This window comes from Shewanella sp. 0m-6 (assembly GCF_052977325.1).
On sequence record NZ_JBRIMD010000002.1, the window covers coordinates 235,454 to 247,276 of the forward strand.

General features: G+C 42.8%; 12 protein-coding genes. 8 read left to right on the forward strand and 4 right to left on the reverse strand.

Annotation, left to right across the window (positions count from 1 at the left end; translation table 11 throughout):
* Positions 1–13: 13 nt before the first annotated feature.
* The 7 genes from ACVBJC_RS02650 (at position 14) to ACVBJC_RS02680 (ending at position 6,698) form a co-directional block, all read left to right on the forward strand.
* Positions 14–2,572, forward strand: a complete 2,559-nt coding sequence (locus tag ACVBJC_RS02650) for a carbamoyltransferase HypF (RefSeq protein ID WP_447159177.1) — start codon at positions 14–16, stop codon at positions 2,570–2,572.
* 80 nt (positions 2,573–2,652) lie between these two features.
* Entirely contained in the window at positions 2,653–3,414 is a 762-nt protein-coding gene (hypB, locus tag ACVBJC_RS02655; RefSeq protein WP_447159176.1) for a hydrogenase nickel incorporation protein HypB, read from the forward strand.
* Entirely contained in the window at positions 3,414–3,662 is a 249-nt protein-coding gene (locus ACVBJC_RS02660) for a HypC/HybG/HupF family hydrogenase formation chaperone (protein WP_447159175.1), read from the forward strand. Before hypB ends, ACVBJC_RS02660 begins: the two co-directional genes overlap by 1 nt.
* Positions 3,662–4,780, forward strand: a complete 1,119-nt coding sequence (gene hypD, locus ACVBJC_RS02665; RefSeq protein ID WP_447159174.1) for a hydrogenase formation protein HypD — start codon at positions 3,662–3,664, stop codon at positions 4,778–4,780. Before ACVBJC_RS02660 ends, hypD begins: the two co-directional genes overlap by 1 nt.
* Complete coding sequence (gene hypE, locus ACVBJC_RS02670) at positions 4,780–5,796, forward strand: hydrogenase expression/formation protein HypE (protein ID WP_447159173.1); 1,017 nt, start codon at positions 4,780–4,782, stop codon at positions 5,794–5,796. Before hypD ends, hypE begins: the two co-directional genes overlap by 1 nt.
* Positions 5,796–6,143, forward strand: coding sequence for a hydrogenase maturation nickel metallochaperone HypA/HybF (locus ACVBJC_RS02675; protein ID WP_447159172.1), 348 nt, complete (start codon positions 5,796–5,798; stop codon positions 6,141–6,143). Before hypE ends, ACVBJC_RS02675 begins: the two co-directional genes overlap by 1 nt.
* Positions 6,144–6,278: 135 nt before the next feature.
* Complete coding sequence (locus tag ACVBJC_RS02680) at positions 6,279–6,698, forward strand: secondary thiamine-phosphate synthase enzyme YjbQ (protein WP_447159171.1); 420 nt, start codon at positions 6,279–6,281, stop codon at positions 6,696–6,698.
* 190 nt (positions 6,699–6,888) lie between these two features.
* Here ACVBJC_RS02680 and ACVBJC_RS02685 read toward each other — a convergent pair whose 3' ends face one another.
* On the reverse strand, positions 6,889–8,106 hold the full coding sequence (locus ACVBJC_RS02685) for an RsmB/NOP family class I SAM-dependent RNA methyltransferase (protein WP_447159170.1): 1,218 nt from the start codon (positions 8,104–8,106) through the stop codon (positions 6,889–6,891).
* 208 nt (positions 8,107–8,314) lie between these two features.
* Complete coding sequence (locus ACVBJC_RS02690) at positions 8,315–8,830, reverse strand: malate synthase (protein ID WP_447159169.1); 516 nt, start codon at positions 8,828–8,830, stop codon at positions 8,315–8,317.
* A gap of 148 nt (positions 8,831–8,978) precedes the next feature.
* On the opposite strand from ACVBJC_RS02690, the gene ACVBJC_RS02695 reads away from it, so the two are divergent.
* Positions 8,979–10,517 carry a DUF3612 domain-containing protein gene (locus ACVBJC_RS02695; protein WP_447159168.1) on the forward strand — a complete coding sequence of 513 codons (1,539 nt, stop codon included), beginning with the start codon at positions 8,979–8,981 and terminating at the stop codon, positions 10,515–10,517.
* Between the two features lie 142 nt (positions 10,518–10,659).
* Here the strand turns inward: ACVBJC_RS02695 and ACVBJC_RS02700 are convergent, their stop codons facing one another.
* A complete protein-coding gene (locus tag ACVBJC_RS02700; protein ID WP_447159167.1) occupies positions 10,660–11,028 on the reverse strand; it encodes a hypothetical protein in 369 nt (122 codons plus the stop codon).
* Between the two features lie 204 nt (positions 11,029–11,232).
* Positions 11,233–11,754, reverse strand: a complete 522-nt coding sequence (locus ACVBJC_RS02705) for a GreA/GreB family elongation factor (protein ID WP_447159166.1) — start codon at positions 11,752–11,754, stop codon at positions 11,233–11,235.
* Between the last annotated feature and the right edge of the window lie 69 nt (positions 11,755–11,823).

Consider the following 11,823-nt stretch of genomic DNA (forward strand, 5'->3'; position numbering starts at 1 on the left):
TGTGACAGGATCTATGACCAAGAATCTGAGCAAAAATCGTTTACACATAAAGATCACCGGCATCGTTCAAGGCGTCGGTTTTCGCCCCTATGTTTACCGTTTAGCTCATGAACTGAACTTAACCGGTAGCGTGCTCAATAACAGTGAAGGCGTCACAATTGAAGCGCAGGGGCGCCCTATTGACCTGGTTAAGTTCGAAGCCGCCTTTCGAGATCAACCGCCCGCCCTCGCACGTATCGACAATATCCTTGTCACTTCAATGACAACTATCGATACATGTAATGACTTTAATATTGTCCATAGTGAAAAAGAGAGCTCAGCTGCCGTTGCCGTGCCAGCAGATATATGCACTTGCAAAGACTGCTTTGATGAAATCGCCGCTCCCAATAATCGCCATTATCGATACCCGTTCACCAATTGTACTAATTGTGGACCTAGATATTCACTGATCAACGCCTTGCCCTATGATAGATCCAAGACGGCAATGGCAGATTTTTACATGTGCGAAGCGTGTAAACGTGCATATTTGGACCCTATGGACAGGCGCTACCATGCGCAACCCGTCAGCTGCCCTCAGTGCGGACCACAGTTAAGTTTTAAAACAAACGATCTAACGGTGCAAAGCACTAAAGAACGCGCACTGGAAGATGCGATTAATGCACTGATTGCAGGCAAGATATTAGCCATTAAAGGGATCGGTGGGTTTCATCTGGTCTGCGATGCTACAAATCACAACAGTGTTAGCCTATTACGCCAGCGAAAGACTCGACCAGCGAAACCTTTTGCCGTTATGGTTGAAGATATTGAAGCTGCAGCCAAGCTAGTCACGGGGAGTGCAGCTGAATGGCAAACGCTATGCAGCGCTCAGCGCCCTATTACACTGATGCGTAAAATCACGACTAATCCAGCTACTAATCAAAGTGCAGACCTAACGACTAAACTATCTACTAACAATCGTGTTCTGTCCGTTGCTGAGTCTACACAGCCATTCGACAAGTTAGCACTAGATAGACAACAATTAGATAAACAATTAATTGATAGCCACCTAACAGCTAGTCGAACAATAGATAATCAATCATTCAATAGCCAAAACAGTCCTTGTACAGAACTTAGTGACCTAGTTGCACCAGATATAGACAGGCTCGGAATATTTCTACCCTATACCCCTGTACACCAATTATTACTCACTGGTGTTAGGCGGCCTTTAGTCATGACAAGTGCAAACCTTGCTGGTGAACCAATCATTACAGATAGCGAAGCCATTAAGAGTAAACTTGCCCATGTTGTGGATAATATTTTAGATCACAACAGGCCTATCTTAAATGGCTGTGACGATAGCGTGGTACAGTTGATAAATGACAAACAACAAGTGCTTCGCTTAGCAAGAGGCTATGCTCCACTTTCTTTTTATAGTGATCAACCTCTAACAGAAAGCATTCTTGCACTTGGAGCTCAGCAAAAAAACACGATTTGCTTTGGCTTTAATCACAACCTGTTTCTTAGCCCTCACATCGGCGATCTGGTATCGATAGAAGCTGAAGAATACTTTCACCACACCCTCGATACCTTCTCTCGATTATACGGATTTATTCCCAGCCAATTAGTCCACGATAGCCACCCTGATTACACCACCAGTCGATGGGCTTTGTCGCAAGCCATAAACAAAACAAGCTCATTGCAACACCACTATGCTCACGTGTTAAGCGTAATGGCTGCCAATAAGCTCACAACGCCGGTGCTAGGCTTTAGCTTTGATGGAACAGGTTTAGGTGATGACAATACTTTATGGGGCGGAGAAGTGCTGCATTGTAATATTAATCAGTATCAACGTATCAACAGCGTTAAAAGCTTTGCGCTTATTGGAGGTGAACAGGCTATCAAGCAACCAGTAAGAGTTTTACTGGCAATCTTACTTGAAAAATATTCATCGCAAGAGATTATAAACCTCAATATTCCAGCAATAAATGCACTACCTCCTGCAACATTTAATAATTTAGTTAAGATATGGCAGACAAACAGCTGTATTAGGACCTCTTCAGTAGGACGGCTATTTGATGCAGTGGCCGTGGCACTCGGGCTAGTTACACATATACAGTATGAAGGCCAGGCTGGAATGCTAATCGAAACGGCTGCCAACAGTGTGACGACCAATACTGACTTGATTAATGCAGGCTCGAATTATACTGGCTTAAATACAGGGTTGAAAAATATTGAACAATCTACTTCACTCTGGGATAGCGCAGCTCTGTTGCAACAGATTGTTATCGCAGTGACACATTCGCCCCTTAATCAGCAGCGCATAGGGTTAATTGCAAAGACTTTCATGGACACCTTATGCCATTGGGTATGTACATACGCTAAAGGCTACCTCGATACTCCTATCGTACTTTGTGGCGGGGTATTTCAAAACCGTTATCTGCTTGAGCGTTGCGAGAAACGGTTAACCGCACAGGGAAACCTCCTACTTTCAAGCCACAACGTCCCAATTAATGATGGGGGGATCTCCCTCGGCCAGTTATGGCACGCTATTCACACCCCTAGAGAAAATGCGAGCAACATCACAAATAAATAGAAGCAAAGCTGATTTACATCAAGGTCGATTAGCCATGCGTAACCGACAATGAGACAACATACCAATAAACGGAGTTACCTATGTGCCAAGACTGTGGCTGTTCTATCACCCGTCACGATCACCTTTTAACATCGGATCATTCGCACTCTAAAGTTGACGATAATATCGCAAGTAATCCGCAACTTAATGATAAAACAACACTGTCTGTTATCCACAAAATCTTGGATAAGAATGATATTGAAGCTCAGCATAATCGCGATCACTTCGATGCCAAAGGAGTGGCAGCTTTTAACATAATGAGTAGCCCTGGAAGTGGAAAAACCACGCTTCTTGAACATTTACATGAACATACTTACCTTAAATATGCGGTCATTGAGGGTGATTTAGAAACATCTAGAGATGCCGATAGACTCAAAGCTAAAGGTATTGAGGCTTATCAGATCCAAACTGGCGCAGCCTGCCACCTAGACGCATTTATGGTCCATAGTGCCCTTCACCATATAAATTTAGACCCTCTGGATATCTGCTTTGTTGAGAACGTCGGTAACCTCGTCTGTCCAGCGAGCTATGATGTCGGCACCCACAAAAACATCGTTCTACTATCAGTACCGGAAGGTGATGACAAAATAGAAAAATATCCGGTAATGTTTCGCCGGGCCGATCTTGTGCTCATCACTAAATCAGATCTACTGCCTTACTTTGATTTTAGTATTGATGAAGCACGCTCTCAGCTTAAAAAGCTCAATCCAAATGTCGAGTTAATGGAAGTGTCAGTTAAAGACCCGCAATCACTCAATCAAGTGACAGCTTGGCTTGCAAAACATACAGGAGTGGCAGCCTAATGTGTCTTTCTATCCCTTCTATGATTGTATCGATCCATCAAGATGAGCATGCGGTCACTGTCGATACGATGGGTGTTAAACGAAAAGTCAGCAGCCATCTTATTGCAGAGCCGCTTAACATTGGAGATTATGTACTTATTCACATCGGTTTTGTTATGAACAAGATTGACAAAGCTGATGCCATGGAAAGTTTAGCGTTATATCAAGAGATTGTTGAAAAGCTAGAACAAGAAGCTAAGGAGTCTTAATGATTGCCTTAAACGATCTTTACCAAGGTTTCAGAGACCCAGATATCATCCGTTCCCTTGCCACAGAAATCGCCTCATTAGCCATTCAGGTTGAAGGCAAGATCAATATCATGGAAGTATGTGGTGGCCATACCCACACCATCATGAAATATGGCCTAAATCAATTACTGCCTGATAATATTGAATTTATCCATGGTCCAGGCTGCCCAGTGTGCATTATGCCTAAAGAGCGGATTGACCATGCGGCGGCGCTGGCTAGCCTACCTAACACCATTCTCGTGACACTAGGAGATATGATCCGCGTTCCTGGTTCACAGGGAAGTCTGGCGGAGTTCAGAGCCAAAGGTTGTGATATTAGACCTATTTATGACCCTTTAGATACCTTAACCATCGCGACGACGAATCCAGATAAAACAGTGATATTTTTCGCCATTGGTTTTGAAACCTCTACACCAATGACTGCGGTACTGATTGACCAAGCAGAAAAACGACATATTAATAACCTGCTCTTTCATATTAATCACGTACTTGTGCCACCAGCCATTGATGCCGTAATGGCGGATCCCAACGTTAAGGTTAACGCATTCATTGGCCCAGCTCATGTTAGCGTTATCAGCGGTGCAAAGGTTTATCGTCCTACGGTGGATAATTACCACACTCCTTTGGTCATATCAGGCTTTGAACCGGTTGATATCATGCAATCTATCTTAATGATTGTTCGCCAGAAAGTAGCCTCTAGTGCAACACTTGAAAACCAATATAGCCGCTCTGTTTCTGAAGACGGCAATCTAACCGCGCAAGCTATGGTTAATCACTACTTAACGCTTAGGCCACACTTTCGGTGGCGAGGACTTGGGCCGATTGCTGACTCTGCGCTCATGTTAAAAGAAGAATTTGCTCATAGAGATGCCGAGCGAATTTACGCTAAACAATTACCGACTCAAGAAATAGACGATCATAAAGCTTGCCAGTGTGGTGATATTTTGAGAGGACTGTGTAAACCCAAAGACTGTAAAGTCTTTGGCCGAGGGTGTAGCCCCGAGACGCCACTAGGTAGTTGTATGGTCAGCTCTGAAGGTGCTTGTAATGCGTATTATCGATATAATGGAGTCATTTAATGAGCGAATTAAATAGCAAGAAGCGAGTACAGCTCAGCCACGGTGGTGGTGGCAAAGAGATGAGCCGTTTAATTATTGACCTATTCTTTAAAGCCTTCGACAACCCGATATTACGCAGCGAGGAAGATGCTGCCGTACTGAATGTTAATGGAAAAATAGCCTTTACCACCGACTCCTTTACTGTATCGCCACTATTCTTTGCTGGTGGCGATATTGGTAAATTATCAATCGCAGGTACCGTTAATGATTTGGCGATGATGGGCGCGGAGCCACAATACTTAAGTTGTAGCTTTATTATTGAAGAAGGCTTTGAAATTAGCCACTTGAAAACAATTGTCAGCAGTATGGCCACAGAACTTAAAAACTCAGGAGCACGGATTGTCTGCGGTGACACCAAAGTCGTGCCAAAAGGCTGTGCTGACGGAGTTTTTATTAATACCACAGGCGTTGGCCGTATTTTACATAACGGTATATCAGTAAAGAACCTAAAAGCAGATGATGCAATCATTGTGTCTCGCGACATTGGTCGTCACGGCGCAGCAATTCTAATGGCAAGAGAAGGTTTGTCACTTGAGTCTGCATTAACCAGTGATTGTGCAACGCTTTGGCCGATAGTTGAGCAACTCATTGCCGCAAATATCGAAATACATGCGATGCGAGACGCAACCAGAGGCGGCCTTTCTGCTGTACTAAATGAATGGGCTAGCGCATCGAATGTTGGCATCAATGTAGTTGAAGAAGCGATTCCAGTAAGCGACGAGGTCAAAGGTCTTTGTGAACTTTACGGCTTTGAGCCATTTGATCTCGCTAATGAAGGCACCTTTATTCTCGCAGTACCAAAAGAGAGTGCTGATGCCACGTTGGAGATAATGAAACGCTTTTGTCACTGTGAACAAGCGGCGGTGATTGGGCAAGTAACAGAACAAAGATTAGGAAAAGTAGTGCTCAATACACCTTGGGGCAGCAGGCGTTATCTTGACTTACCTCAGGGTGAACTACTTCCGAGGATCTGCTAGTGCATGAGTATTCAATCGTTACTGCGTTAATTGAACAGTGTGAGCAGTATGCTAGTGCTAATCAGGCCTCTAAAGTGACTCAAGTTGTGATAAAGCTCGGGATCTTAAGCGGGGTTGAACCTGCACTACTTAAAACAGCATTTGACACCTTTAAGCTAGAAGGTATATGCCATGATGCTTCTCTTGTGATAAATATACAGCCTTTAGTCATCAGCTGTGCCGCATGTGGTAGTAAAACAGAGCACAAACTGCGTAATGTGATTTGTAGTCATTGCCAAAGTGCAGATACCACAGTGCTCGACGGCGAGGATATGATGCTTATGCAATTAGAGTTAGAGCAAAACTAATTAAAATTAACTCGTTGAGTAAATTAATGGACACTTAACCATAAAGAAAAAAGCCCTGACTGATGTCTAGGGCTTTTTTCTTACTCTTATACCGAAGGGAATTAACGGCATAACTGTCTACAAAGAACTATCGTTATGTGGCTACAAAAACAAATCAACCTACAAGCTCGACCTCGCGGTTTTCATTTGATCACTCAGGAGTTAGAGCGATTAATTTCCGAGCTATCACACATCAAAATTGGAGTTATACATATTTTACTTCAACATACCTCAGCATCTCTCACTCTTAATGAAAACGCAGATCCTAGTGTAAGATTGGATTTCGAATCATATATCAATCGATTAGCTCCAGAAAATGCGCCTTATTACACTCATACTTATGAAGGGGATGACGATATGCCAGCCCACCTTAAAGCTAGCCTTTTAGGGGTTTCGGTGACGATTCCAGTAACAAATGGTCGATTTAATTTGGGGACTTGGCAAGGTGTATATTTAGGTGAACATCGAGATAATGGGGGAAGTAGACGAATCCTTATTACGCTAAATGGTGAATAAGCTGTCTAAAACCATATGGATGACAAAACAAGTAACCAGCTAGATTGTTAATGTATTAAGACGGCTAACTTAAGCATTTTGCATACAAGCGTTATCCATTCGATAAATGAACGTTGGCGTTGCTAAAACATCACTCCACAAAAAAGAGCACGTAAGTGCTCTTTTTTGTATTACTGTACCCGGCTGATCATTAAGCCTCTGCAATACGCTCAAGCTTTGCTAAATAGAAACCGTCAAAACCGGTTTTAGCCGGACTAATAGTCTCATCTTCGATGAATCTAAAATGCTTATTTTCGGCAAGAAAGGCATCCACTTGATCGCGATTTTCCTCAGGCATAATAGAACAGGTCGCATAAACTAACATGCCACCCACTTTTACCATACGGCTATAACTTTGTAGAATATGCTTTTGAAGTTCTACAAGTACCGGTAAACGCTCTGGGGTATCACGCCACTTTGCATCGGGATTACGCTTCAAAACCCCCAGACCAGAACATGGCACATCTAATAACACTCTATCTGCGGTCAGCTTTAAGCGTTTAATGGTTTTACTACTGGCAATAATTCGAGTTTCAACGTTATGAGCACCAGCCCTGCGTGCACGTTGCTTTAGGTTATCGAGTTTCCACTGTTCTACGTCCATAGCCAGTAATCGTCCCTTACCTTGCATCTGTGCAGATATAGATAATGTCTTACCACCAGCGCCTGCGCAAGCATCAACAACTCGCATACCAGGTTTTGCATCAAGTGCTAACGCAACTAGCTGTGAACCCGCATCTTGCTGCTCAAACCAACCTTTTTTAAACGTTTCGGTTCTAAACAGTGCAGAATCAGACGTCACCTCTAAAGCGGTATCAACCCCCTCAACATTAACCGTTTGTACACCTTCTTTACGCAATGAATTGGCGAGCTCTTCGCGCGTACATTTTAAAGTATTAGTACGTATAAAACGCTTTGCAGGTTTATTTAGCGCGGCTCTTTCTGCTGCCCAGGCCTCTCCCATCTGCTTCTGGCCCATCTCATTTAGCCAGTCAGGGCAACCATCCCATAACACTGGTTGCTGCTTGGCAGACTCAATACGTGAAGCCAGCTCACTCGCATCTACCTGTAATGCATACTGCATTTTCGGCAAAGGTAATTCATTAAATAGGTGCCATACGTTTAATAAGCGAGTGCCCAAGCGTGCCATCTCTTCTGGTTTTACATCAGAAAGATAGCAGTATAGGTTCAGTCTTCTCAGAATATCTCCAACGACAAAGGTAATACGACCTTGTTCAGTTGGCTCTAGTTTTAGACCCGAAAAATGCTGAGAATAGGCGCGGTCTAACGGTTTACCGTCAGATAAAACCAGATCGAGAATACTGATCACAAGTTCATTTGAGCTAGGAGAAAGCGGAGATTTCAACATTAAAAAAGTTACCCTGAAAAGAAAACGCTGCGATCATAGGAGCAAAGTAGCCAATACGCAAGCTAAGCCCTTCGAAAAGCATGAATTTAAAATAAGCAGAGGGATAACTCACACATTTTTAAACAATCTACTACACCTATAACAGATAGAAGCCGCTACACAAGGCAGCGGCTAAATAAACTTATCTCTTTGAAACTATCTGCACAAGTTAGCTTTTTACTTGATAATCGCTGCCATCTTTTGCCGTGAATTCGCGTACAAGCTTTCGTGTAACAGATGTTGTTGCAGTATTTTCAATATTAATTAAGCTTATCCAATAATCGTGACCTTCAAGCTGGATATCTTTAATGTTGGCTAAATCTTGGCTGGCTGTCTCATTTTTTCTATCAAAACTCAGCTCAACATGAGTGCCATTATCTTGTAACAAGATAGCCGTTGGCTCACTTTTGTGACCATTTAACGCAACAAACTGCTTTGGTTGGCGTAAACCCGTTTGGCTTCCATCCGCCATAAAAACGAGCAGTTGCTGATAGTAGATTACATAACTACATGCATTTTTATGGGAGCCTTTCGCTAAAGGGAATTTTGCATCTAAAAATGCTTTTGCACAGGGGGCCGTTGTATCGCTAGACGCCAGTTCGACGACATTCACATCAACAAGATCGGCACCAATAAAATTGTTATTCTGATTTACTTGAGTACTATTAATTGTTGATATATCCATGGCCCTATCCTCTTACGTGTTAATCGTGGGTCGTTATCCGTTTCAGTCGTAATCAAAAATAATACGTTTTTCGATTGCTTGATTTGTAGTCTAGTGCAATTTTCATTACAATTTCACAATAAAAATTTTACACTGTGAATTTTACAAGATGAAAAACAATCAAAGCTTGATCAGAAAGTCACATTTTTTGGGTACAAAGATAAGAAACTTGAGGAAGCGAAACCATCTCACCATGGAAGATCTTTCCGCTCGTTGTGTTCGTGTCGACCCAGATTCTGCACCGTCTGTGTCATATTTATCTATGATTGAGCGAGGAAAAAGAGTCCCAAGTTCAGGCATGCTTGCCGTCATCGCTGCAGTGTTTCAAAAAGAGGTCGATTGGTTTCTCGATGATGTCCCTGAAGATGATGCGATTACACCAGATAAGGGACGTAGAGGTGGAATTAGTGGCATGGCATTAGAGCCAAGTTTCCTTTTTTCTAATGATATTTTACAAATTGCGATCCCTGAAATGTTATCGCAAACCGGCACCACTGGCAGAGAATTTGCCCACCTTTTGATCCGAGCTCATCAAGAGCACCATCAAAATCACTTTCCAGATTTAGAACGAGCAGCGGAAGACGTTGGCCACAAGCGCCTACCACTGGCCTTAGATGATTTAAAAGATATCGCTAAATCACTAGGATTAAAGCTTAAATGGGTGGATAGAACACCCCAAGAGGTTGTCGATGAAATGGGCGTCAGTACGGCTCACGTCGTCACCTCTTTTTTCGAGCCGCCTTCTACAATCCATTTAAATAAAATGCTTAAGTCATTTCCAACACGGCTTAAGTATGACCTTGCCGTGCATATAGGCCATTGCGTATTACACAATAAAGATGGCTTAAAGTGTGTCTTAACTGCAGGTAGACGCCATACAGCATCACATGGTGAGCAGCCTACACCAGCTTCATCCACGCTTAATGCACAAGATATATTACATGCATGGCGTGATTTCGAGTCGAGTTTCTTTGCCGGTGCATTGCTTTGCCCCAAAGTCCCCTTTAGGCAGTTGCTTGATCGCCATGGTTATGAGATCAACGTAAATAAACTTATGGGTGTTTCGGCTTCAGTAGCCATGCGAAGAATGACCGTTGTATCACCCTACCCCCACTGGCACTATTTCGATGCTTATGCACCGGGTAAGTTAAAAGCGGTTTATCGAGGCAATGGGATCCCGCTGCCTTGGGGCAATATGAGGTTAGTTGAAGATCCCTGCCAACATTGGGCAGTGTTTAGAATGATCAATGAGCCAAAAGTAGGCACATCTGCGCAAATTTCAATTCTCGACGTCGCTGATGAGCCAAGAATTTACTGCTGTGAATCTATAAAAGTAGAAGATATGGCGGGCAATAATCACGTGTTGTGTGCAGGAATCGCTCTCAACCCTGCAATTGATGCTCAGGGTGGCGATGCTGCTTCGATTGCGGCGGATTTAAAACAGTCTTGCGCAGCAAATGGTGGGTCGGTAGAGATGCCTGTTAATATTAAGAAAGATCTAATGAGTGTTGCAAAAATTTTGAACATTAACTGGATTGAGCGAGGTATCGAAAACGATGCACGCCTAATTTGTGCAAGAGGCGCAGTTTGCCCAAGGCAACCGAGCTGTTATGAGGCTGGAAAGTCACTTTGCCTCGAAGAGGATTGATATAACTTTGACACTATCTACCCTTGAGTAAGTTAACCTTGCCAACAGCTGTTAATTATATTTGTCAGCTGTTGGCAACAATACTTTTATCGAGTTTATAAGCCTATTTCAATGTCAGCTTCATTTAATGTCAGCGTCATTTTTAAGAACCAACGATAGTTCCGTATGCTATCCCCTGAACATTAATACACTGCTCGGAATAACCGAAACCAATTGATAACGTATCGTCTATCGTGACATCCGTTAAAATAGCAGTGCCTTTAATAGCACTCTTTGCAGCTGCAATCGCATCGGGAGATGAAACGCTGTCACCCAAAGGCAATAGGTATAAAAATTGAGTTTGGCAACTTTGCCCTAATACGGGTCCAAGATTGACCAAGGTGTCAGTTAATTTTTTGTCCTGATAGGTTTTTGTCACAAACGAGCCGTGATTTGCAGTATTGCAGCCCGTAAGCCCCGCGCATACTATCAAAAGCAGTGATAAGGCCATATTTGAACTCGGTCTTGTCATGGTTGTTCCTGTTTCTAAAAGTTATTTTGTATATGGTGACTAGAGCATTTTAATAGAAATGTTGATTACACGCTTACGCCTATACTCAAGTTACGCCAATGCTAAAGTAACCAAAACATTCAAGTCACCTAAATATTAAACCAACTTAAATATTGAATTTAATCATATATTCAAGGAAAAAGCTCAGTCAGACCACACCAATAGTCACATTACACTGACGATTTCAAAATAACGTTTAGTTTCACCAAGAGTCAAACTAAACTCTTCGCCCTGCGGTTTATTCATCATAGCTGCGCCTAAGGGGGATGCTGGCGTCACTATCATCACCAATAGGCCATCGAATTCTATCTTTAAGCCACCAGCACTTGGCCCTACAAACAAATATTGACGTTTGTCATCGTCATCAATTAACACAACAACTCGCCCTAGACTAACTTGCCGTTGTTTATTGCAATCCAGTTTAGAGCGCACTTCATTAGCTAGCCCACTGCTGGCAATATCATCTGGCATATCAAAACCAGTAATACTGGCGAAAAGGTGCTTAAATGCTTCTATATCCGCTTTGCACTGCGCCGCACGCATTGATTGCCCGTGAGCAAGGTATGAAGCCTCTAAGCCAAATGTATCATATTTATTCTCTGCAACACTTTCACTGCCCGTTGCTGTTTCATGGGCACGATTTGCAGCAACTATAGCACTAGCATAGGCACTTTCTAATGCTGCCATTATTCGTACATTTAACTTATTAATTGATAACACGTTTTGTTACCTTGAGTAAAAAGCACCGACTACACT

Coding starts and splice junctions, on each gene's coding strand:
- ACVBJC_RS02650 (WP_447159177.1), top strand. CDS start 14: ATGACCAAGAATCTGAGCAAAAATCGTTTACACATAAAGATCACCGGC.
- hypB (WP_447159176.1), top strand. CDS start 2,653: ATGTGCCAAGACTGTGGCTGTTCTATCACCCGTCACGATCACCTTTTA.
- ACVBJC_RS02660 (WP_447159175.1), top strand. CDS start 3,414: ATGTGTCTTTCTATCCCTTCTATGATTGTATCGATCCATCAAGATGAG.
- hypD (WP_447159174.1), top strand. CDS start 3,662: ATGATTGCCTTAAACGATCTTTACCAAGGTTTCAGAGACCCAGATATC.
- hypE (WP_447159173.1), top strand. CDS start 4,780: ATGAGCGAATTAAATAGCAAGAAGCGAGTACAGCTCAGCCACGGTGGT.
- ACVBJC_RS02680 (WP_447159171.1), top strand. CDS start 6,279: ATGTGGCTACAAAAACAAATCAACCTACAAGCTCGACCTCGCGGTTTT.
- ACVBJC_RS02685 (WP_447159170.1), bottom strand. CDS start 8,106: ATGTTGAAATCTCCGCTTTCTCCTAGCTCAAATGAACTTGTGATCAGT.
- ACVBJC_RS02690 (WP_447159169.1), bottom strand. CDS start 8,830: ATGGATATATCAACAATTAATAGTACTCAAGTAAATCAGAATAACAAT.
- ACVBJC_RS02695 (WP_447159168.1), top strand. CDS start 8,979: ATGAAAAACAATCAAAGCTTGATCAGAAAGTCACATTTTTTGGGTACA.
- ACVBJC_RS02700 (WP_447159167.1), bottom strand. CDS start 11,028: ATGACAAGACCGAGTTCAAATATGGCCTTATCACTGCTTTTGATAGTA.
- ACVBJC_RS02705 (WP_447159166.1), bottom strand. CDS start 11,754: ATGGCAGCATTAGAAAGTGCCTATGCTAGTGCTATAGTTGCTGCAAAT.